The sequence below is a fragment of the Pseudomonas sp. Marseille-Q7302 genome, assembly GCF_965111925.1.
Genome location: NZ_CBCOPK010000001.1, coordinates 2,935,086 through 2,957,456 on the forward strand (window position 1 = coordinate 2,935,086; position 22,371 = coordinate 2,957,456).

The 22,371-nt window shown below is 61.7% G+C and carries 22 protein-coding genes; 17 read left to right on the forward strand and 5 right to left on the reverse strand.

Annotated elements, in window-relative coordinates; genetic code table 11:
- Positions 1-54: 54 nt before the first annotated feature.
- Complete coding sequence (locus ACWPW1_RS13715) at positions 55-270, reverse strand: hypothetical protein (protein ID WP_313647279.1); 216 nt, start codon at positions 268-270, stop codon at positions 55-57.
- Positions 271-532: 262 nt separating this feature from the next.
- Entirely contained in the window at positions 533-1,153 is a 621-nt protein-coding gene (locus ACWPW1_RS13720; protein WP_434774426.1) for a TetR family transcriptional regulator, read from the reverse strand.
- 142 nt (positions 1,154-1,295) lie between these two features.
- Between ACWPW1_RS13720 and ACWPW1_RS13725 the strand changes: the two genes are divergently transcribed.
- From ACWPW1_RS13725 to ACWPW1_RS13755, 7 genes are all read left to right on the forward strand, one after another.
- A complete protein-coding gene (locus ACWPW1_RS13725) occupies positions 1,296-2,558 on the forward strand; it encodes a serine hydrolase domain-containing protein (protein WP_454253214.1) in 1,263 nt (420 codons plus the stop codon).
- Between the two features lie 124 nt (positions 2,559-2,682).
- Positions 2,683-4,017 carry an alginate export family protein gene (locus tag ACWPW1_RS13730; RefSeq protein ID WP_454253215.1) on the forward strand — a complete coding sequence of 445 codons (1,335 nt, stop codon included), beginning with the start codon at positions 2,683-2,685 and terminating at the stop codon, positions 4,015-4,017.
- Between the two features lie 41 nt (positions 4,018-4,058).
- Entirely contained in the window at positions 4,059-4,547 is a 489-nt protein-coding gene (locus ACWPW1_RS13735; RefSeq protein WP_271655203.1) for a DUF3237 domain-containing protein, read from the forward strand.
- Positions 4,548-4,623: 76 nt separating this feature from the next.
- On the forward strand, positions 4,624-5,796 hold the full coding sequence (locus ACWPW1_RS13740; protein ID WP_434774430.1) for an MFS transporter: 1,173 nt from the start codon (positions 4,624-4,626) through the stop codon (positions 5,794-5,796).
- A 362-nt stretch (positions 5,797-6,158) separates the two neighbouring features.
- The gene (locus tag ACWPW1_RS13745; protein WP_434774431.1) at positions 6,159-6,362 is read left to right on the forward strand and encodes a hypothetical protein; all 204 of its coding nucleotides are present in this window, start codon (positions 6,159-6,161) and stop codon (positions 6,360-6,362) included.
- A 375-nt stretch (positions 6,363-6,737) separates the two neighbouring features.
- Positions 6,738-7,055, forward strand: coding sequence for a hypothetical protein (locus ACWPW1_RS13750; protein ID WP_434774432.1), 318 nt, complete (start codon positions 6,738-6,740; stop codon positions 7,053-7,055).
- 221 nt (positions 7,056-7,276) lie between these two features.
- Complete coding sequence (locus ACWPW1_RS13755; protein WP_423815072.1) at positions 7,277-8,242, forward strand: endonuclease; 966 nt, start codon at positions 7,277-7,279, stop codon at positions 8,240-8,242.
- Positions 8,243-8,381: 139 nt separating this feature from the next.
- Here ACWPW1_RS13755 and ACWPW1_RS13760 read toward each other — a convergent pair whose 3' ends face one another.
- Positions 8,382-9,638, reverse strand: coding sequence for a diguanylate cyclase domain-containing protein (locus tag ACWPW1_RS13760; RefSeq protein WP_454253216.1), 1,257 nt, complete (start codon positions 9,636-9,638; stop codon positions 8,382-8,384).
- Between the two features lie 428 nt (positions 9,639-10,066).
- Positions 10,067-10,444 carry a nuclear transport factor 2 family protein gene (locus tag ACWPW1_RS13765; protein WP_454253217.1) on the reverse strand — a complete coding sequence of 126 codons (378 nt, stop codon included), beginning with the start codon at positions 10,442-10,444 and terminating at the stop codon, positions 10,067-10,069.
- A gap of 435 nt (positions 10,445-10,879) precedes the next feature.
- Between ACWPW1_RS13765 and ACWPW1_RS13770 the strand changes: the two genes are divergently transcribed.
- From ACWPW1_RS13770 to ACWPW1_RS13800, 7 genes are all read left to right on the forward strand, one after another.
- Positions 10,880-11,308 (forward strand): nuclear transport factor 2 family protein, encoded by a 429-nt coding sequence (locus ACWPW1_RS13770; RefSeq protein ID WP_313647271.1) that lies wholly within the window; start codon positions 10,880-10,882, stop codon positions 11,306-11,308.
- A gap of 816 nt (positions 11,309-12,124) precedes the next feature.
- The gene (locus ACWPW1_RS13775; RefSeq protein WP_434774435.1) at positions 12,125-12,901 is read left to right on the forward strand and encodes a transporter substrate-binding domain-containing protein; all 777 of its coding nucleotides are present in this window, start codon (positions 12,125-12,127) and stop codon (positions 12,899-12,901) included.
- A 64-nt stretch (positions 12,902-12,965) separates the two neighbouring features.
- Entirely contained in the window at positions 12,966-13,643 is a 678-nt protein-coding gene (locus ACWPW1_RS13780) for an amino acid ABC transporter permease (RefSeq protein ID WP_323148469.1), read from the forward strand.
- Positions 13,640-14,374 carry an ATP-binding cassette domain-containing protein gene (locus ACWPW1_RS13785; protein WP_434774436.1) on the forward strand — a complete coding sequence of 245 codons (735 nt, stop codon included), beginning with the start codon at positions 13,640-13,642 and terminating at the stop codon, positions 14,372-14,374. The genes ACWPW1_RS13780 and ACWPW1_RS13785 overlap by 4 nt, the downstream gene beginning before the upstream one ends.
- Before the next feature lie 20 nt (positions 14,375-14,394).
- The gene (locus ACWPW1_RS13790; protein ID WP_454253218.1) at positions 14,395-15,630 is read left to right on the forward strand and encodes a cysteine desulfurase-like protein; all 1,236 of its coding nucleotides are present in this window, start codon (positions 14,395-14,397) and stop codon (positions 15,628-15,630) included.
- A 36-nt stretch (positions 15,631-15,666) separates the two neighbouring features.
- Entirely contained in the window at positions 15,667-16,536 is an 870-nt protein-coding gene (locus ACWPW1_RS13795) for an SIS domain-containing protein (RefSeq protein ID WP_434774438.1), read from the forward strand.
- A 52-nt stretch (positions 16,537-16,588) separates the two neighbouring features.
- On the forward strand, positions 16,589-17,491 hold the full coding sequence (locus ACWPW1_RS13800; RefSeq protein ID WP_434774439.1) for an allantoinase PuuE: 903 nt from the start codon (positions 16,589-16,591) through the stop codon (positions 17,489-17,491).
- A 321-nt stretch (positions 17,492-17,812) separates the two neighbouring features.
- Here the strand turns inward: ACWPW1_RS13800 and ACWPW1_RS13805 are convergent, their stop codons facing one another.
- On the reverse strand, positions 17,813-18,817 hold the full coding sequence (locus ACWPW1_RS13805; protein WP_454253219.1) for a dienelactone hydrolase family protein: 1,005 nt from the start codon (positions 18,815-18,817) through the stop codon (positions 17,813-17,815).
- A gap of 337 nt (positions 18,818-19,154) precedes the next feature.
- On the opposite strand from ACWPW1_RS13805, the gene ACWPW1_RS13810 reads away from it, so the two are divergent.
- Genes ACWPW1_RS13810 through ACWPW1_RS13820 form a run of 3 tightly spaced genes read left to right on the forward strand, consistent with a single transcriptional unit; the run spans position 19,155 to position 22,357 of the window.
- Positions 19,155-20,147 (forward strand): helix-turn-helix domain-containing protein, encoded by a 993-nt coding sequence (locus tag ACWPW1_RS13810; protein ID WP_454253220.1) that lies wholly within the window; start codon positions 19,155-19,157, stop codon positions 20,145-20,147.
- A 55-nt stretch (positions 20,148-20,202) separates the two neighbouring features.
- Positions 20,203-21,129: a SphA family protein gene (locus tag ACWPW1_RS13815; RefSeq protein ID WP_454253221.1), complete on the forward strand. Its 927-nt coding sequence runs from the start codon at positions 20,203-20,205 to the stop codon at positions 21,127-21,129.
- Positions 21,130-21,139: 10 nt separating this feature from the next.
- The gene (locus ACWPW1_RS13820; RefSeq protein ID WP_434774443.1) at positions 21,140-22,357 is read left to right on the forward strand and encodes an MFS transporter; all 1,218 of its coding nucleotides are present in this window, start codon (positions 21,140-21,142) and stop codon (positions 22,355-22,357) included.
- Positions 22,358-22,371: the final 14 nt, after the last annotated feature.

Genomic DNA, 22,371 nt, shown 5'->3' on the forward strand with positions numbered 1-22,371 from the left:
CATGAGAGCTGGGCAATCCACACCTTGGTCAAGTGTTATGGGGTACGAAGACGCTCATCCGCCAGCATCGGTACCTGGCGGGCGCTGGAAAGTACGCGCCCATTCGAGCAGATCATTTTCTTCATCGGTACGATCGTCTGGACCAGATTCCTCAAGCACGGCCACTAGCCGATTCATGAAGGCTCGATCAGCGCGAGCCTGATCGATGATCCTGTTCAGGTTCAATTGACCGAGCCGCTGGAGAGGAGCCTGAAATTCATTGTCTTCCATGCGAGGACGTCTGTTCCTAGAAGCACGGCTGCCGATTGCCGGCTGGCCTATTGCCATCATCTCCCAGGAAAGTAACCGGCCGGAATTGGTTATCGCAAAAAGTGTCGAGAATGATGACTGAACCGCAGTCGGTAGCTGGCTTGGGGCTGTTGCCCTAGGCATTGCATCGCTGCTCGTCAGTGGCAGGCGGATTCTAGCTCGCCTGCCCCGTTCGACTCGCTAGCGTCGCTCAGACGCCTGGTAGGCCAAGCGCCCTTGCTCGTCATGCTGGAACCGCACGCATGCCTTCGAACATCAGGCGCGTGGTGTTGCGGACGTTGGCGGCATGCCCCTGCCGATCCATCCGGTCACTGGCCGTCAGGCGAAGCAGCTGCAGATGGGAGTAGTCGTTGAGCAGGAAGGCGGCCAATTCCACATCCAGGTCGGCGCGCAGCTTGCCGGCGGCCTGCAATTCGCGCAGCACGTTGGCGATCTCGCCCTGTAGCCCTCGATTCATCTGCCGGTAGGCCTCGGGCAGACCACTGTTGCCACCTACCAGCACCAGTGGCAGCAGCTCACGCCAGAGCGCGGCGGGCAGCACCTCGAGGGCATAGCTGACGAGAAGGTGTTCGAGGTGGCAGAGCGCATCGACGGGATCATCGAATTCGCGGATGCGCTTGCGTACATCGATGAGGGCACGGCGATCGGACTCCTTGATCATCTCCAGGATGATCTCGTGCTTGCTGCCGAAATACTTGAACACCGTAGGCGCCGAGACACCGGCATTACGAGCGATCTGCTCGACGGTGGTCTCGCGAAAACCCTGGCGTTGAAACAGTGCCACCGCCGCTGCCGAGATGGCGCTTCGGCGTAATGCCTTCTGACGTTCGCGTAAGCCGCTCACCGTCGCTCCTGATTTCTGGGGTAGCGGAAAGCATAGCTGTCCCGGTTTGGTCGGGAAAAATATTTTATTGACTAAAGAAATTAACAGGGTTAATTATTTTCCCGTACCTGCTCGACGCAGGGCAACTGCCAGGATGAGTCTGATGAACCAGATCCTCGACCGCTCCCTGGTTTCCCGAAATCGGGAAGTCAGCGAGATGTACGACCAACAAGAACAAGAGCCCGTACTGATGCAGGGTTTCCCTGCCGAGCCGGAACAGCGCGTGACCTGGGCCAACTGGATGTCGCCGCCGTTCAATCGCTGGGGCTTCCGCAACCTGGCGCGCCTGCGCCCCACCATCGACGTTGCCGCCGGCCCACGCCCCGACGCGGTGCTGGCCTATGCGCCGGTGGCCCTGGAAGGTCTGACGTTCGAGAGTTCTTGCGGCCGCAGCGTTACCGCCCTCGACCATCTGCTGGCCAGCAAGACCGACGGCTTCCTGGTGCTGCACAAGGGGCGCGTGGTGTACGAGCGCTACTTCAATGGCCAGGTCGCCACTGACCGTCACATCATGTTCTCGGTCACCAAGTCGCTGATCGGCATACTCGGTGAACAGCTGGTCCACCAGGGCGTCCTCGATCCCCAGGCGCAAACCCGGCACTATGTGCCGGAGCTGGCTGGCAGTGCCTTTGGCGACGCCACCGTGCGTCAGCTGTTCGACATGGCTGTGGGCGTTCATTACACCGAGCTGTACGACGATCCGACGTCGGAAAGCTCCCAATACGGCTACGCCTGCGGCTTTAAGCCGGCACCCCCCGAGTACGCCCAGTACGAATCCCTGTACCAGTACCTGCCGGCGCTGCGTAAACGCTGCGAACATGGCGGGCTGTTCCATTACGTGACGGCCACCACCGAGGTGCTGGCCTGGGTGATGGAGCGCGCCAGCGGCGTGAGCTGCGCCGAGCAGTTGCAGGCGATCTGGCAGCAGCTGGGCTGCGAGCGCGACGGCCATTTCATGGCCGACCCCTGGGGCCGCAGCGTCGCCGGCGCCGGCTTCAACGCCACCCTGCGCGACATGGGTCGCTTCGGCCTGATGCTCGCCAACGGCGGCCTGGTCGAGGGCCAGCAGGTCATCGACCAAGCGGTGATCGACGCCATCGCAGCCGGCTCGGACCCTGCCATCTACGCCGTGCACAAGGACTTCTCCGAGTGGACGCCGGGCGCGTCCTACCGCAGCCAATGGTACGTCTTCAACGACCACAGCCCGGCCATCATGGCCAGCGGCATCCACGGCCAGTACCTGTTCGTCGACTTCACCTCGGACGTGGTGATCGTCAAGCAATCGTCGCTGCCCGAGGCGGTCACCGAACTGGATATCGACACCGTGCGCCTGCTGCGGGCCATCGCTGCCCAGTTGCACGGCTGACCGACAGTACAAGATCCAGGAGCGCCGGCTAGCCAGCGCTCCTACCTGCTGCGTCAGGTACCAGGTGGCCGCCTTGGCCGCCCTTCACTGCCCTGTAATAAAAAAAATTAGACAGGAGCTTCATATGTACGGACTCAAGCGCTGTTTCCGCGCGCTATTCGCGCTCGGCGTTCCGCTGGCCAGCCAGCCGGCCCTGGCGGGCTATCCGTTCCAGTACGAGAACCTCGCAGGCGAGGTCAACCTGACGGTTGGTGGCGCCTCCATCACCACCCGCGGCGTCAACTTCGGCACCGGCCGCGTTGACGTGCGTAGCGGCGAGAACGACGGCAGCAAGATCGGCTGGCAGGAGTTCTACGTCAAACCCGGCGTTACCCTCGATTACTCGCTCAGCGATACCGTCCGGCTGCTCGCGGGTGGTTCGGTGGTCGCCGCCACCACCTTCGGTGATGGCGATGCCGGTGGCTTCACGCGCAGCTCCGACGGCCGCGTGGCACCTGAAGAACTCTATGCCGGGGTGCAGGCGGGTGACTGGACGCTCACCGTTGGCCGCCAGAACTACCTCATCGGCACCGGGTTCATCGTCATGGACGGCAACCTCGATCTGTTCGGCGATGGCGCCTATTGGCTCGGCCCCCGTACCGCCTTCAGGGACTCGGCGATCCTGGCGTGGAATCCTGGACCGATCCAGGCACAGGCCTTCACCCTGCGCACCGACGACCACTACGGCGATTTCCGCCTGAGTGGCGTCAACCTGGACTACGACCTCGACGGCCAGGTAACGCTCGGTGCCATGGCCATGACCGTCGACACCCTGGCTAGCAGGAGCAGTACCGCCGTGCGCCGCGATGGCATGCAGGTCTATAACCTGCGCGTCCTGCGCGGCCACCTGCCGGGCGTGCCGAACCTGACCTTGAATGGCGAATACGCCGTGCAGCGCGGCGGCGACGGCCCCCTCACCTACGACGCCAAAGCCTGGTACGCCCAGGCCGACTACCAGTTCCAGGACCTGCCGCTCACCCCCACGCTGGGCTACCGCTACGCCGTGTTCTCCGGCGACGACAACCCTACCGACAACCGCCAGAAGGCCTGGGACCCGCTCAGCAAGGGCTTCACGGACTGGAGCAGCTGGCTGGTCGGTGACGTGGTGGGCAACTACCTGCTGTTCAACAGCAACGAGCGCGTCCAGCAATTCTCGATCAAGAACCGCCTGACCGACACCTTCACGCTGGGCGCCATTCACTATCAGTTCTGGCTCGACGAGAAGAACTTTCGCGGCGCCGCGGTGAGCGACCGACGCTTCGCCGACGAGACCGTGGTGTACCTGGACTGGACGCCGAACAAGCACTTCTACAGTTCGCTCTCGTACAACTGGATGCAGGCCAAGTCCGCCGCCAAGCAGGCGTTCGGCGACAACGACCGCTTCAGCGCCCTCGAGCTGTATTTCACCTATCGCTATTGAACCCGAGTCACAGACGCCCCTCGGGGGCACAGGAGTGCGTGATGACAACGACAACGCAAACCGGACTCGGCGTGCCGACTCTGGAATGGGTAATGAGCATCCATGTCGCCATCGCCGCCGGCGATGGACTGGGTGCTTGCACGGATGGCCAGCGCCGCAACTACCGGATACTGGGTGGGCATTTCGAAGGCCTGAACGTTCGTGGCGAGGTGGTCGCCGGCGGCGCCGACTTCTATCTACAGCGCAGCGATGGCGTGGGTGAGCTGGACGCGCGCTACAGCCTGCTCAGCGACCGAGGCGAGTGGATCAACATCCACAATACCGGCCTGATCGTGCTCAGCGACCAGGGACGAGAGCTGGAGGCTCAGGGCATCTGGCCCATCGCCGAAGAGGAATACCGCTGCCACTGCTCTCCACGCTTCCAGGTGGCGCGCGGGCGGCTCGACTGGCTAACCCGCAGCGTGCTGATAGGCAAGGTGAGCTATCCCGCCGCCGACCAGGTCGCCATTCACTGCTATCGACTCGCCTGACCGGCCTCCCCTATCCCCAGGCATGCTTTCCACTGAAGCGGCCGCCACCCCGTGGCCAGGCCGGCAGGTATCGATCATGATCCTCGCCAAGCAAACCGTCGTGCGCGCCGCGTGCATCCTCATCGCCGCGGCCTCCATTCTCGTCATAGGCGTGCAGCCGATCTTCATCGGGCTGCTGACCGAGCGCCTGACCCTGACCCTGGCCCAGCAAAGCTGGACCATGTCCGTCGAAATGTGCGGTTCCATCGTCGGTACGCTGTTGTACCTGCCGATGATCCGCTACCTCGGGCCACGCGCCATCGCCCTCAGCAGTGCGCTGTTGCTGCTGTTCGCCAACGCCGCCACCGCGAGCATCACCGCGCTCGATCCGCTCCTGGTGCTGCGCTGCCTGTCGGGCCTCTGCTCCGGCGTGCTCTATTCCTATGCCATCTACTGGCTGGGCAGCATGAGTGGGCAGGACAGGTCCTTCGGCATCCTGCTGTTCGTGCAGACCGCGCTTTTTTCCAGCAGCGCGGTGATCATGCCGATGATCGCCGAATGGCGGGGCTTCGCGGGGGCAATCTACTACCTGTCGGGCTGGTTCGGGCTGGTCTGCCTGCTGTGCTTTTGCCTGCCGGTCAAGCAGAGCGCGGATCAGCAGCACCGCTCCAGCGAGCCACTGCTGTCCGGGCTGACCCTGGTCGGCGTCTGCTCCCTGCTTGGCATGCTGTTCCTGCAGCTGTCGATCTATTCGCTGTGGGGCTTCGTCGAAGGCATCGCCAGCGATGCTGGCGTGGCGCTGGTGGAGATCGGCTGGGCGATCAGCATCGGGCTGCTGGGCGGCCTGCCCGGCGCGGCCCTGCCCAGCGTGGCAGGCCGGCACCTGGGCCGGGTACCGATGATCCTCACGGGCTCCCTGGCCGTGCTCGGCGCCATCTACCTGCTGGCGGCCCGTATCCACACGGCGTCGGACCTGATGATCGCGGTGTTCCTGATGAACTTCGGCTGGAACCTGGCGCTGTCCTACTACATGGCTTCGGTGGTGACCCATGATCCGACCGGTCGCCTGACCAAGCTGGTCGGCGTGGTGCAAGTGGCCTCGGCTGCTGCGGCGCCAACCCTGCTGAGCCTGTTCATCGAAGGCAACGACCGGCGCAGCCTCTTCGTCCTCTCCTCGGGCGCCATCCTGATCGGCTGCGTCCTGATGGTCGTCATGCTGTCGCTCGGGCGGCGCAAGGCACCCGGTAAAGCCCTGGACTACTCGGCCTGATCCTGGAAACTGAACGAGCGGGACGGCGGTGGGCCCTGCCCAGGCTCCCCTGCCGTCCTGCGCAGCAACGGGGTGCCCGGTCAGGGATAGCGCTCCTGCCTGGATCGAGCGCCTTGCCTTCCCACCGTGATGCCCATCTACGGTCACTTACCGCCAGCTCTCGACCTGATCGAACGGAAGCCTCTAACGCCGCTGTCATACGCCGCGGGTTAGCTCGCTGTCCGCTTGCTTGACGCTGGCTTTGGGCGGACAAACCGTCTATCAGCCAAGGACCTTTCTGCGTTAAGGATTATTGCGCCACCTAATTCGCGGAGGCATAGTGGCCATACGCCACCTGCCAAACCCAGATCTCGAGTGCGTGCATGTCCAGTGATAACGACACCCAAGTCCGCGAAGCCTTGCTGGCCCTGCATCGTCAGCTTCAGGAAAACGTCGCCCAGCTAGGTAGCATCTATTGCGAGGATTCAGGCGCCCGCGCCATGATCGACGCGATCAACGCCCTCAATGAACTCGCAGCGACGCTGGTGGTAGAAGCGTCCCTGCTCGTTCCCTTACCCGCGCTCTGAGTAGGCTCGACCAACAGGTACCTTGGACCACGTCTGAATGATTGGCTGGCATCGCCCCCCGCCCTCTCTGTCCCTGATTTCGTACGCCCTTATGTCGGAAAATTGCGCTTACGGGAGGGATTCGCTGGCGATGTACGGCAGGCCTGCACGCGAAAACGGCCGCGAGAATGCACCGGCGCAAGACCGCGACAGGAACTCTCATTAGACATCGCGATCATAGTTAGCATGAGTGCTCCAACCCTCATTGACTTTAGCCCCGCCTTAGCGCGGGGCTTTTTTTGTCTAGCGACAGCGCACGATGACGGTTGTAGGGCGCCACCTCCGAGGTGCTGACACAGCACGGTCAGCCCCCTTCCTCACCACGAGAACCTTGCCATGCGCCCTCTGTTGCTACCCCTGCTGCTAGCGCCCGCGATTCTGTTTGGCACTCCCGCGTTCGGCCAACAGACGTTGGAAACGGATAGCGACTACCTTCAGCAGCGCGCCGCCTCCCTGAATGAGCGCATAGAGGCTGCCGTGAAGGAGCGCCAAGTCTCCAAGCCAGAGGCAGCGAAGCTGCATTTGGCCGTAGGGCAGGTGCAGACCCTGGCGGGGCATCTGCAAACGCGCAACGGAACCATCAGCCGGCCGGATGCGGACGCGATGAACCAGAAGCTCACTGACGTCGAAAGGATCCTCACCCACCAGCCTTGATGGGCAAGGCGATCGCCGATCGTCACTCACGACGCGCACGCCTGCCTGGCGCAGCGGCGTTGCGAACGGCGGGCTGGGCAGCGAGATCGAACCTGCACCTGAAGCCAAAGGAGCGCCCTTTACTCGAATCGACAAGGATCTAACTGACTACGCCCGCCGTGCTCCGGGCAAAAGCTATACAATTCGGCGCCCTATTCGACCTGTGAAGATTCATGCGCCTTTTGCTCTCGCTGCTCCTCGCCGCTCCGCTGCTGGTTACCTCCGCTTACGCCGCACCGCCTGACACCTTCGTTGAAGCCAAGGTGATCGCCAAACAGAAAGTCTATTTCGACCAGAACACGAGCGCCCAGGGTGATCTGTACTGCGGTTGCAAATGGGAGTGGGTAGGCAAGTCCGGGGGCCGGCTCGATGCCTCGTCGTGCGGCTTCCAGGCCCGCAAGCAGGAGACCCGCGGCGAGCGTACCGAGTGGGAGCACATCGTGCCGGCCTGGACCTTCGGCCATCAGCGCCAGTGCTGGCAAAACGGCGGACGTGAACACTGTGTCGCCGACGATCCCGTGTTCCGCGCCATGGAGGCTGATCTTTTCAACCTCTACCCCGCCGTGGGCGAGGTGAATGGCGACCGGGCCAACTTCAACTACGGCATGGCTCAGGGCGTACCGTCGCAATATGGCCAGTGCTCGACCAAGGTCGATTTCCAGGGGCGCACCACTGAGCCCCGCGATGACGTCAAGGGCCTGGTGGCCCGAGTCACCTTCTACATGTTCGATCGATACGCGCTGAACATGTCCCGTCAGCAGCAGCAACTGCTCATGGCCTGGGACAAGCAGCACCCGGTGACCGCCTGGGAACGCGAACGCGATCAGCGGATTGCCGCCGTGATGGGTTATGGCAACCCGTTCGTGTCCGGTGAGCGCCATTGGACGCTGGGCTACAAGCCGGTCGGTGACGGCATCGTCAGCCCCCTGCCGGCCCCGAAGACGGCGCCGGTTGCGCCGACGAAGAGCGCCAGCCCCGTGAAGGCTGGCCAGGGCGTGATCATCGGCAACCGTAACAGCCATGTCTATCACCTGCCCGAAGGCTGCCCCAGCTACACCCAGGTATCGCCCAAGAACCAGGTCAGCTTCGCTTCCGAAGCCGAGGCAAAGGCGGCAGGTTTCACCAAGGCCGGCAATTGCTCACACTAAGGGGCAAGCGCGCTAACGCTTGAACGTGGACTGCTCGATCTGGAGGTAAAGGATCGAGCAGGCTTCTGCCGAAACCTCCATTCACAACCTGGAAAATCGACAGTCGTTCGAGCGAGGCGAAAACGCCAGCATAACCCGGTCAGGTTATGGGTCCTGTCGCCGGCTCATAAACCTCATACGAACCGTCACGTCGCGCCTTGGCTCGATACATCGCCAGATCCGCATGCTCGAACAATACAGTGGCGGTCGTCACGCTGGGCCCCGAGAGGCTTATACCGATAGAGGCACCCACTTGCACCTTCGCTCCGTGAATATCGAATGGCGCCTTCAGGCTATCGAGCAGACGCTGGGCCACTACCGTCGCAGCATTGCGATCGCCGCACTTCGAAGCGACGACGAATTCATCCCCTCCCATGCGCCCTATCACATCACCACAACGCATACAGCCTTGAAGTCGCTGACTCACCTTCAGCAGCAAGGCATCCCCCGCCGCATGCCCCAGGGAATCGTTTACTGCCTTGAATCCGTTCAGGTCGATGAACAGCACTGCCGTTTCAATATGATCCTCGCGTTGCAGTAGCATCGAATGCACTCGCTCGCTGATGCAGGCGCGATTGGACAACCCGGTCAAGGGATCACAGGACGCCAGCTTTTCCAGCTCCACCAGTCTTAACTTTTCGCGTGTGATATCACGCGATACCAGTACCGCCCCTATGCTATGGCCGGTACTTGGATCGCTGACACAACAAGCCTTGGTACCCAGGGTGATGAAGTGACCGTCACGATGCTGCTTGCGTACTTCGACGACATCGGGCACCACGCCGCCATTGAAGAGGTGAGCCAAGGCATCCTTTGCAGGGCCTTGGTCGTCAGGATGCAGGAACTCTACGACCAATCGACCTACCATTTCTTCCGCCGACCAGCCGATCATCTTGCTATAGGAGGGGGATACCGAGATATACCGGCCATTGGTATCACAATGGGCGATCAGATCCGTGCTGTTCTCCACCAACAGGCGGTATTCCGCTGCAGCTCGCAGTGCGTCTTCCAACGCCCTGCGCTGCCCGGTTATATCGAGGACAAACCCGCTGTATTGCCCCTGCGAAGTGCCCGAAGAGAGACTCGGCAACCCCGAAAACATCACTCGCCGCGTAGCTCCATCCGTACACTGAATGGGTACCTCGATATTGAAAGGTGCCACATGCTCCAAGGCTGCGGCGAGCTCCATGGCAATCCTTGCGTCATCATCGGCCTGCACTACCCCCAACCAGGCGCTAAGTGACACGCCTTTCATCAGGGGGATAAGGCCAGCCGGGCTTTCCAGGCTGGAAATGCAGATACCTCTGGCGTCAGTTGACCAAACGGCAGAATAAACCGGCTCACTCACAGTGCTCATAGACGATTATGACCTTTGTTGCCGACAAGACCGAGCGGCTTACTGACACATCTAAAAAGCGCATTAATCCTTCACTGCTCAAGCTTTATCATTCGCCCTTCCGACCACTATAAAATGGGCAAACACCATAAGAACCAAAAGAGAAGGTCGAAACAAAGCAAGGCTGGCAAAATAACCTTGACGTTATCGGCTACCGGAACGAAATCTTTAGCAGGGCTTTGCACAATGATGTCTTGCCAAGTGCCGACCCCAGAGTTGGATAAGCATCGCGGGCCTATCAAGCCTTTTACTAAATCCACTTTCAATCAATACAATCAAGAATCACGAAGCCCTATACCGCGCCTTTGCTGGTCTTCCTTCACCGACCGCGTATCGAAAACGCTACCTATCAAAATCGAATTTTAATCTAACTTGGTAGACGTCTTGATTCAGGCAGACCAGGTTTCGTGAAGGTGGCGCCAAAGTACTCGCCCTTCCCGAACCAATAATAACGCCGTGGAAAGACGTGATCGCGAATCGCCGCCCTTTACATGATGCGTTTCTCGATAACCTACCAAAGAGCCATCGCCCCACTCGGCCAAGGTCTTGAGCTCCGAAAGCTCGATCGTCAATCCTGGCTGCGTACCGATACGGTTGCCGAACATCTGCTCTAAATGCGACAGGTCAATATGATTACCCGTGGTGGTAATCATGGAAAAGTCAGGATGAAACCGCTCGATGAGGGAGGCCACGTCACCCTCACCCCGCGAGAAAAAGGCCTCGATCAGCAGGTGCAGGTCGACAACCTCATCCAGGTAGCGCGTCATAACAGTATCCTCCGCGAGCGTAGTGTCAGGGTGTCCTGGTCCTGGACCCTTAGTGGTAAGGCCGCGCTACCGATTACGGATTGCCTGGCCAGAGGAAACCTTGAATGGATCCCGGTGAGCCGGCGCAAGGGCTGTCAACCATCGTCAACACTGGCATACCCGACAGGCCCCACGTGAATGACTCCTGCAAAGGTAAGCAAGGTATTGCCCCCAAAATAAGATTCGCCAAAGGGTAACGATCCGGATGGAGTCCGACCCGTTCCAAAAGGGAGCCTTTCAACCCTGGCGTGCGCCTCGATTCGGATTTTACAACGGGTTGCATTCGCGCTCATCAGGCAGGCAGAATCAGGATGGTTGTACGATGACAGACAAATACCTTCATTTGCGACCTTCTCTTCGTATTCGTTCCAACAACTACAACAAAGGAATCTGAGCATGAAAAAGCTGAAACTGCTGGTAGGTTTCCTCTGCCTGTTCACCGGCTACGTCGCCGCTGCGACCCATGACGAAAGTGACGTGGCTACCGCCGTGGACAAGCTCACCCAAGCCATGTGGCACAAGGACATAGCGCAACTCAAGGCACTGACCGCCGATAACCTGACGTATGGGCATTCGAGCGGCAACATTCAGGATAAGCAGGCATTCATTGCCGACATCGAGACGGGCAAGAGCGCCTTCAATGAACTGAAGATGCTCAACCAGAAGATCACCCTGTCCGGGGATGTCGCGCTGGTCCGCAATCACTTCTCGGCTCAGGCGGTAAACAGCGGAAAAGTCGTGCCCACTGAAATCGAGAACTTTCAGATCTGGCAAAAGCAGAACGGCCAGTGGCTATTGATCGGTCGTCAGGCATTTCGCTTCTGACCTCCTCGCCACCCAAGGCTTCGTCGTCAGCCTTGCGCTACGCCGCTGACGACATAGCCTGCTCCCCTTTACTCACGAACCGGACCGCCTTGGTTGGCGTCAATGAGGAACGAACGGTGCCACTCATTGCGGCCTGACTCGTAGCAAACGGCCTCGATACGTTCGCGGCAAGCCAAAGCTGAGCTCTAGGCCAGGCAGAAAAGGCGCCTGGCCTTGTTCCTGACGTATAGGCGGCAAATGCTGGATGATTAATCAGCCTGAGACACGCGTTAGAAACCTGCTCAGCGAGGGAGAGACTGCAGGGCGGAGATTGCTAGAAGCCTAGAAGCTAGCGAAATACGGCTCAGCAATGCGAAGACCTGCCAGAAGTTCGTCTGAACTCCCAACGTCGAAACGTCGCAATCAGATTCCCCACAAGTCCGGTGCGCCGGCCGCGCCGCTGATCGCTGCTGAAACTCAACCGCCGCCGTTCTGTTATCGGACATAGGACCCACTTCGGGCATTTGACGACCTGCTTTGTATCTTCGCAGGCCGTCGGCACGCATCGGCATCAATGCCAGGCGCCGCGTGCATCATTTTCAGGCATGAAGGCTGCTGGTGTCGGCGAGCGTCTAGCTCGGCGTCTCGCAGATGCCCTACTCCATCAAATCATGCCTTCGGCCCCTGCGGAAATGTCATCGACAGCAGGCCTTCGCACAATTTTGGAGCAAAAACTCCAATAAAATTTATCGTTGAATAAAAAAATTCACTGCCTTACTCTCGATCCGACGTCGTAAGGAAATAGCCACTGACAGCATCTGAAAATAGGGAGTGAACATGAAAGCGAAGATAGCGTTGGGCTTGCTCATGACCGCCGCGGTAGCACTGCCAGCCTGGTCGGCCGACTGGACGGTAGGTGCCAACGTCGGCAACGTGCCCTGGGAGTTTCAGGACGCCAAGGGAGACTTCGTCGGCTTTGAGGTCGATGTGGTGAAGGAAGTGGCGAAGCGTGCGGGCAAGACCGTCGATTTCGTGAACATTCCCTTCAATGGTCTATTCAGTGCGGTGCAGTCGAAACGCGTCGATATCGCCATTTCGTCAATCACCATCACGCCCAAACGGCTGGAATCGGTTGCCTTCGCCCAACCCTATTTCGACAGTGACCAGTCGCTCACCGCCTTGACCAAGTCCCAGGTGAAAAGCCTCGCCGACATGAATGGCAAAGTCGTCGGCGTCGATACCGGCTCTACGGGCGACATGTGGATCGGCCAGCACAAGAGCGAGTACAGGTTCGCCGATGTCTCGCGTTACGAAGGGCTGTCTCCGGCCATGCTGGACCTGGGCTCCGGGCGCATCGACGGCTACCTGAGCGATATCCCCGCTGTCCTCTACTACATCAAGGACAAGCCACAATTCACCATCGTCGCCCGCATTCCCACGGGTGAGCGCTATTCGCTGATGCACGCCAAGGGCTGGGCCATGAGCGATCAGGTCAACGACATCATCAGCAAGATGAAAGAAGACGGCACCCTGGGCGCCATTCACAAACAGTGGTTTGGCACTGAAGCCGCTAAGGATTCGAGCACCCTGAAGGTCTCCGCGGTACCCAAATAAGCCCTGCCGATGCTGCATGCACAGGGCGACGTCCGTTCGCCCCGTGCATTGATCGAGGTATCCCATGGATCTCTTGCAAACCTTCTTTAATTGGAACGTACTCGTCGAGTCCCTTCCGCTGATGATTCGCGGCCTGGGCGTGACTGTACTTCTAGGCCTAGTCAGCATCGTCCTGGGCCTGGTCGGCGGGCTGTTCTTGGCGTTGCTGCGACTGTATTCCTACGCGCCGATCCGGCTACTCGCGCGTATCTACATCGATATCATGAGATCCATACCGCTGCTGGTCCTGCTGGTCCTGATCTATTACGCCCTGCCCTTCGTTGGTATTCGACTGTCCTCCTTTGCGGCAGCGGCCAGCGCGCTATCTCTCGTCTCATGCGCCTACAGCGCGGAGATCTTCCGCTCGGGCATCGAGGCCATTCCCCGCGGTCAGTTCGAAGCATCAGCCGCTCAGGGCATGAGTTTCTTCAACACGATGCGCGATGTCGTACTGCCCCAGGCGATCCGCATCGTGATGCCGCCCATGACCAGCAACTGTATCAACGTCATGAAGGACACCGCCCTCGCCTCGGTGGTGGCGATGCCCGACCTGCTCAAGCAGGCCACTCAGGCCCAGGCACTGGCGGCCAATCCTACCCCGCTGGTTGGCGCCGCCCTGCTGTATCTGTTGCTGCTGTTGCCTATGGTGCAACTGGTCAGCTGGGTCGAACGGCGCAATGTCGCAGGAGGCAAGACCGTATGAGCACCCTGATCGACATCGAACATCTCGACAAGTACTACGGCAATTTCCAGGCACTCAGCGACATCAACCTGCAGGTCGAGGAAGGCGAGGTCGTGGTCATCCTCGGCCCGTCCGGCTCCGGCAAGTCGACCCTGATTCGCTGCATCAACCTGCTGGAAAACTACCAGCAGGGCCATATCCGCGTGGCTGGGGAACGGGTCGAAACCGGACCACGACTCGCCGGCATCCGTAGCGAAGTCGGCATGGTCTTCCAGAGCTTCAATCTCTACCCCCACCTAACCGTCCTCGACAACGTATCGCTGGCGCCAATCCGAGTGCGTGGCCTGAACAAGCGCGAGGTCCATGCCCGTGCGCGGGAGCTGCTGCTCAAGGTCGGCATGGGCGATCACGCCCACAAGTACCCAAGCCAGTTGTCCGGGGGCCAGCAGCAACGGGTGGCCATCGCCCGAACCATGGCCATGGAACCCCGCGCGATCCTGTTCGATGAGCCCACCTCGGCGCTGGACCCGGAAATGGTCGGCGAGGTGCTCGACGTCATGCAAAGCCTTGCCCGCTCCGGCGTCACCATGGTCGTGGTGACCCACGAAATGGGCTTCGCCCGGCGTGTCGCCGACCGGGTGATCTTCATGGAAAGCGGACGCATCGTCGAACAGAACAGACCGGAACCCTTCTTTACCGCTCCTCAGGAACCCCGTACGCGGGCCTTCCTGCAGGCCATCCTGCACCACTGATCCTGGCTGGAGAAAGTCGCGTGAATTCTCTCGATATCGCTTACGTTCGCAAGCAATTTCCCGGTCTGGCCGGTGGCTACGCCTTCATGGACAACGCCGGTGGTTCCATGGTGTTGCAAGCGGTCGCCGACCGGGTGGCTGATTATCTGCTCAACAGCAGCGTCCAACTGGGCGCCTCCTATCGACCCTCGGTCGAGGCCGGCGAGCGGGTGATGCAGGCACGCCGGTCCGTCATGCAACTGATCAACGCCGCCCACCCCGAAGAAGTCATCATGGGCGGCTCGACCACCCATCTGCTGCAGATACTCTGTCGCGCCATCGCGCCCTCGATCGGGCCCGGCGATGAAATCATCGTCACCAATTGCGATCACGAGGCCAATATCGGCCCCTGGGTCAGGCTCTGCGAAGACCACGGCGCGACCCTGCGCGTCTGGCAGGTCGACCCAGACAGCTGCGAGCTGGAACTGGATGACCTGCAGGCGCTGCTCGGTGAGAAAACCCGCTATGTGGCCGTGACCCATGCCTCCAATATCCTTGGCTCGATCAATCCCATCGCCGAAATCGCCCGGCGCGTCCATGCCGTAGGGGCGAAGTTGTGCGTGGACGCGGTAGCCTATGCGCCGCACCGGCTGGTCGATGTTCAGGCCAGCGGTGCCGACTTCTATGTCTACAGCTTCTACAAGACCTTCGGACCGCACTTCGCGGTGCTCTGGGGGCGTCGCGACCTGCTACTGGAATTTCCCAGCCTTAACCACTTCTTCATCGGCCAGGAGGTGGTGCCCTACAAATTGCAGCCAGGCAACGTCAACTACGAGTTGTCCTTCGGCTGCATCGGCATCACCGACTATCTGCTCGACATCGGCGAACGATTGGGCGCACAGGGTAGCGAGCGCGAGCGGATGCAGGCAGCATTCGACGCCTTCGAGGTACAGGAAGATGCGCTCGCCGAGCGGCTGCTAGCCTTTCTGCGTCAATGCCCCGGGGTTCGTATCATTGGCAAGACGAGCACCCCTGATCGCGTGCCCACGATCAGCTTCGTGGTGGCAGGCGTGCGCTCGGAAGCCGTAGTGCTCAAGGTCGACGAGCATCGCATCGGCATTCGCTTTGGCGACTTCTATGCGCGACGCCTGATCGAAGCCCTGGGCCTGGCGCCCCTCGGCGGTGTGGTGCGCGTGTCGCTGGCGCATTACAACACGCTCGAGGAAATCGACCGTCTCATCACCGCGCTGGATCAGGCCATCACTGAATTGCGCTGACTGGCGCCCTATCCTTTCACCTGCCGAGCGTTTTTCATGGCCTTACCGGAAACCCTTGCGGAGCTGCGCGATTGCATAACCGCCCAGCACGAACACCTGTCGGAGCGGCTGCGAGACGCTGCCCGGTTCCTGATCGACAATCCGCACGAGATCGCCCTCAGTACGGTTGCCGAACTGGGCAAGCGCTCCAACATCGCCCCTGCTGCCTACATCCGCTTGGCACAGGCGCTGGGCTTCGCCGGCTTCAAGGATCTGCAGCGGCTTTTTCGCGCGCCGCTGCAACAGGCCGCCGATACCCACAGCGAGCGCATCCGGCATTATGGCGGGGAAAAGCTGCTGGACGATCCCAGCGACGTCGGGGCGATCCTGCGGGAATTCAGCCAGGCCAATATCGTGTCCCTGGAGCATCTGGCTGAAGGCGACCAGCAGGCCAACATAGAAGCTGCCATCGCCCACCTGCAGGTGGCGCGCACCACCTTCGTCATCGGTCTGCGCCGGGCCTTTCCGGTGGCCGCCTACCTGAGCTACGCCTTGAGTCGGGTGGGCCGCCGCGCCGTGCAGATCAGTGGTGGCGGCGGCACCCTGCCGGAACAGGTCAGCGCCATTGCTCACGACGATCTTCTGATCGCCGTGAGTTTTCCGCCCTACGCCAAGGATACCGTCGAGGCCTGTCGTAAGGCGCGCGAGGCGGGCGTGACGCTGGTAGCCATCACCGACACCGTGCTGAGCCCCATCGGGAAAATGGCGGAGACGGTGATAGAGGTCAACGATGCGGAGTTGCTGGGCTTTCGCTCCCTCACCGCCTCCTTCTGCATCGCCCAGACCCTGGCCATGGGGCTCGCCTTCAGCCAGGGGAATACCGGTGGCACCTTCGATCATGAGCGACTGAAGGACATCGACTGCTGAGCCGCCGCGCTCACCTTGTAGTTAAAAACAATCACTTCAGGAGTAGATCCCGATGCTGTCACCTGCACGCGATTTGGTGGGCTATGGAAGACAACGCCCGCAAGGTACCTGGCCAAACGGCGCCCGCTTAGCTATCAGCCTGGTGATCAACTACGAGGAAGGATCCGAGCGCTCGCTCGCCATGGGCGATCCGGACCAAGAATCGATGACCGAATGGGGCAGCTACGCCATACCCGCCGGTACGCGTAATCTGGCCATGGAATCGATGTACGAATACGGCTCACGGGTCGGGATCTGGCGGATTCTCGATATTCTCGACGAGCAGTCGGTGCGCGCGACCTTCCATGCCTGTGCCGTGGCCTTTGAACAGAATCCCGAGGTCGCGCGTGCTGCCGTCGCTGGTGGCCATGAGATCTGTAGCCATGGCTATCGCTGGGAGGAGGTCTTTCGCCTGAGTGAAGAAGAGGAACGCGAGCACATCCGCCTTGCCATCGAATCGTTCGAGCGCACCTGCGGCAAGCGGCCGGTGGGCTGGTATTGTCGCTACGGTGCCAGCATCCACACTCGGCGCCTGGTAGCGCAGGAAGGCGGCTTTCTCTACGACTCCGACGCCTACAACGATGATGTCCCCTACTTCGTCGAGGTCGAGGGCAAGCGCCATCTCGTAGTGCCCTACACCGCCGACGTCAACGACTTCCGCTACTGGAATTCACCCGGCCTGTCCCAGGCATCGGACTTCTTTGAATACATGAAGGAAAGCTTCGAAGTCCTCTATGAGGACTCCGCAAGCGGACCTCGCATGATGTCGATCGGACTGCATCCACGCATGGTGGGGCGTCCCGGACGAGTCCGGGCGATCAAGCGCTTCATCGAATACGCCAGGCAGTCCGAAGGTGTCTGGTTCGCGACCCGCGAAGAGATCGCCCGTGCCTGGTTGGAAAGGGCTGACGGCTAGCCTGACCTCGTCCTTTCTTGACGTGCGTCGAACGCGCCATCGCTGTCGTCACAGGCCAGGTCCAGTGACGATAGCGATTTAGCCCCTGGCAGAGGCACAGGTTCGATTCAGCGGCCGGGCGAGGTCTGAAGTACGACTGGATGTCTCTTCCAAGAGTGTCACTTAGAGGCTATGAGTGGCTCTGCGCCGGGGCCCTGATGAGCTGCCAAACCGCTATCGCCTTCCGAGTGGCTTGGCCGACATCCGCTATATTGAGCAGCCAGCCAACGCGCTGACCACTCGGGCATCGGCTCTCGATTTCCAGCCGATCCTGGATCGCGCCTACTTCACTATCGCCTTGACCGCCTCCAGGGCATCGGCCGTGGCCTGCCTGGTTGCTTCCGCGTCGGGCCCTACCCTGGGACCCAGCACGACACAGCTGTCCTGGTAGGAAAAGACCTTGCGCGTCTGCTCGTTGATCAGCTCGCCTTTGGCGTTCTCGGCGATCTGGCAGTCACGGACGGTCTGGCTATCCGCTACGACCCGGACCGGACTCCAGACGTAGGGCGTGTCGAAGCCATGCTCGGCGTGCTCATAGGTGTGCACCCTGAGGTCGGCGCCCTTGTTCTTGAGCGTCGCGAAGTAGCCCTCGCAGCGGGAATAGGGATCATAGTTGTCGGCCAGGCCGTGGTAGACCCGCATCGGTTTGGCGACGACCTTGTCCTGATCACGGAAGGTGATCGAGCAGTCGGGATAGAACGACAGGTAGCCGGCGAATTGGAAATCCGGACTTTTCCACCCTTTGTCGAAGCGCTCCATCGCCGCATAGAGCGAGGCCTGTCCACCGCGGGAGAAGCCCATCAGGATGATCTTGCCTGGATCGATCCGTGGGTGGTGAGCGAGGAGCGCGCCAGCACGATAGTCATCCAGGACGAAATTGAGCCGTCCAAGCTGGGACTGATCCGCAGCGGTACTGGTGATGCCTCGTCCCGAAAAGCCGTCGACTGCAAAGGTCGCGATGCCTGCCTGATTGAACTGTCGCTCCCAGTACGGAATGTTGGACCCCAGGCCGTCCGAGCCATGCTGGAGGATGACCACAGGGACCTTCTCAGTGCCTGGCGGTAAAGACAGCACACCGCCCAGCAAGACCTCGGTGCCTCCCTTGGCACCCGTCAGGAACTGCTGATCGGTCAGCGTCAGGGAGCTGAAGGTCAATACCTCTTGCCGCGCCGGAATATCGGTCGCAGGCGGCACTGCCGACACAGCCGCTGTGCAGGCAGAGCACGCGACAGCGGCGAGCAAACCTTTGCCGGAGCGACTAAAGAATTCGTTGGAAAGGTAGCGCATCGGGTTCAATCCTTTTTCATTTGGCCATGCCAGTCACCACTGCGCTTGCGAGACTTGGCCGATCCACTATAGGGCAGGCCATCTAATCGAGGGGGCCTTTGGTAAGCACCTGGGAGTCACAGAGGCTAGACGACAAGGGCAGCACACCCGGCTCTTGCCCGCCTTGAATCCAACCGGTGACGCCACCGACCAATCCAGTGAGAGCGTGCCATCCAAGAACAACCCCTTGGCTGGCGCACTAGCCAAAATTGGCACCTTTGCCGCTAAACCCTGCCTTGAGGTACGAAACTTGTAGTCCCTCGCCTACCGGCCCTTTGCTACCCAAAAGGTTTCCTAAATGCACCAAGACGGCTCCGTTGCGTTACCGCCGCGCGTCCGGCATCGGTATACCGGTGACATTGACGAGCATGCGCTCTGCGTCGAGGGCTGGCACATGCAATACGATCAGCTGTCGTCGGGTCGTTTTCAGGGCGAGCTCAGCGACCTCTGGCTGGACGACCTCAGCCTGCTGCGGGATCGCTCCAACCAGGCCATGCTCAAGAGCGGCGAGGCCCAGGGGGACACCCTGACCTTCAGCCTGCCCATGCGTGACGCGGGCGCCCTGCACTGCGGCGGCCATACCTTGCACGAGGCCCAGCTGCTGGTGGCGCGTGGCGACAATCTGCCGGAGCTGCGTACTCCCGCCAATCTCGATCTGCTCTGCATCAATCTGCAGGAAGCCGAGATGGCGCGCCTGCTGGCCTGCCAGCACAGCGCGCTCGACGTGCGCGACCTGTCCGGCTGCTATCGCCTCCCTACCGGCTGTGCCCATGGGGAGCTGGCCGCCCTGGCTCATGAACTCTTCGCCCCGGAAGCGGAGATCCAGACCTGGCTGGCCCACCCGCGTGCCCGCGCCGCCCTGCGCGACACCGTGCTGATGCACCTGCTCGACCTGCTCGACACCAGCGAACCCCACGAGCTGGCGCCCAGCGCGCGACTGCGCATGGTGCGGCGGGCGCGGGAATACGCCCTGGCCCATCCTGACCAGCCGCCCAGCATCCTGGAGCTGTGCAATCGCGTCGGTGCCAGCCGCCGCAAGCTGCAGTACTGCTTCCAGGAGACCCTGGGCATCAACCCGGTCGCCTACCTGCGCACCCTGCGCCTCAATGCGGCGCACCGCGCCCTGCACCGAGGCGAAGGCGAATCGGTGCAGGACGTCGCCGCCCAGTGGGGCTTCTGCCATCTCAGCCGCTTCGCCCGTGACTACCAGGCGCTGTTCGGGCAACTGCCCTCCGCCACCCTCAAGGAAGCAGCCCAGCGCCTGCCGCGCAGAAATGCTGAATCTGGCTAACGGCGGGTAACGGCTTTCCCTCAGGCTCGACTGGCCAATAAGAAGAGGGAACTCCATGAACGTTACCCGTCCGTTTCACGTCCTCGTCGTCGGCCTCGCCGCCCTGGGGATGACCGCAGCAAGCCTTGCCACCGAGAACGGCTCCCCCACCACCGCCTTCGGTGTCTACAACTTCGGCGCCGGCTTCACCCCGCCGCCCACGCCCCATGGCACCCTTGGCCTGCGTGCCAACTACTACCGGACGACGTCCATCCGCGACAGTCATGGCCGCGACAACGGCAACGACTTTTCCATCGATGTCCTGTCCCTGGGCCTGGCCTACCTGAAAATGACCGATACCCGGGTGCTCGGCGCCCGCTACGGCTTCGGCGGGGTGGCGCCCTTCTTCAAGATGGACGCGGACCTCACCATCAAGGCCAACGGCGTCCCGGTGTTTTCCGACAGCGCCAACCTCTTCCGCCAGGCCGATTTCCAGGTGATTCCGCTGATCCTGCAGTGGGAGCCCTCGCGCAACCTGGGGGTGAAATTCTGGTTCCAGGTGCAGGCGCCCACCGGTGACTATGACAAGAATCGGCTGGTCAATCCGGGCACCAACCACTGGACCGTCTCGCCGATGCTCAACCTGAGCTACATCACCGATTCGGGCTTCGAGGTGTCGTCCAGCTTCCAGGCCGATTTCAACAGCCGCAACCACGCCACCGACTACCGCAGCGGCACGGAATACCGCCACGAATTCGCCGTGGGTCAGCACTTCGGACCCTGGACCGCGGGCCTGGGCGGCTACTACTACCGCCAGCTCACCGACGACGACGCCCCTGGCCTCAGCCGCGGCAATCGTGCCCGGGTACTGGCGCTGGGCCCGGCGCTGAGCTTCTTCAAGCCTGGCCTGCCGCCGGTCTGGGTGCACCTCTACAAGGACATCGACGCCCGCAACCGCGCCGAGGGCTACACCCTCGCCGTGCGGCTCTCCCACAGCTTCTGAGGAATCGCGCATGACACTCACAGCCTCCTCCAGCCCCACGGCCGGCCGGCGCCAGGGCGCCGTGCTCCTGCTCGGCAGCAGCCTGACCATCATGGGTTCGGTGATGGTCGCCCCGATCATTCCCAAGCTGGGCACCGAATTCGGCCCCATCGAACCCCGCGCCGATCTGCTGATCCCCCTGGCGATGACCGGTCCCGCCCTGGCCATCGCGCTTTTCGCACCCCTTGCCGGCTGGCTGGCCGACCGCCTGGGTCGCAAGCGCCTGCTGATCCTGGCGACCTTCTGCTACGCCCTGCTCGGCATGCTGCCGGCGCTGCTGCAGTCGCTACCGGCCATCACCCTCACCCGCCTGGTCTTCGGCCTGGCCGAGGCGGCGGTGATGACCTGTTGCGTGACCCTGATCGCCGACTACTGGCAGGGCAGCAAGCGCCTGGCCTACGTCAACGGCCAGGTCATCGCCATCAGCCTGGTGGGCTCGCTGTTCTATGTGGTCGGCGGCGCCCTGGGCGAGCACTCCTGGCGCACGCCCTTCTACCTCTATCTGCTGCCGCTGCTGCTGGTGCCCTTCATGCTGCGACTGCTGTGGGAACCGGTCCGCGCCAAGGTCTCCATCGGCGCCGACGAAGGCCCCCAGCACAGTGCGCCGCTGCCCCTGATCGTCAATTACCTGCTGGTCTTCGCCGGCATGGTGCTCAGCGTGGTGGTGCCCATCCAGAGTCCGCTGCTGCTGGTGCAGCTGGGCATCACCTCCAGCACCCTGATCGGCGCCTCGGCGGGCCTAGGGCTGCTGGCGACCCTGGGCGGGCCGTTGCTGTGGCCGCTGCTGCGTCGCTGGTGGGGCTTGGCCGGCTGCAACGCCGTGCTGCTGGCCAGCATGGGCATTGGCCTCTGGCTGCTGGTGAACGCCCGCAGTTATGAAGCCGTGCTGGTGGCGGTGACGGTGCATGGTCTCGGCGTCGGCATGCTGGTGCCCAACACCATGGCACCGGTGATGGGCGCCCTGAGCGCCCGGGCACGGGGTCGCGGCATGGGTGGCTACACCGGCTGCCTCTACCTGGGCCAGTTCGCCAGCCCCCTGGTGGTCGCCGTGATCCTGCCCTTTGCCGGCGATCTGCACCTGGCCATCCGCGCCCTGGCCAGCGCCGCCCTGGTCGCCGCACTCGCCTGGGCCGCCGTCGGCCTGCTGCGGCGCAAGGCCGCCCTGCCGACCCCGTCGCGCTCTTCATGAATTCTGCTCGAGGA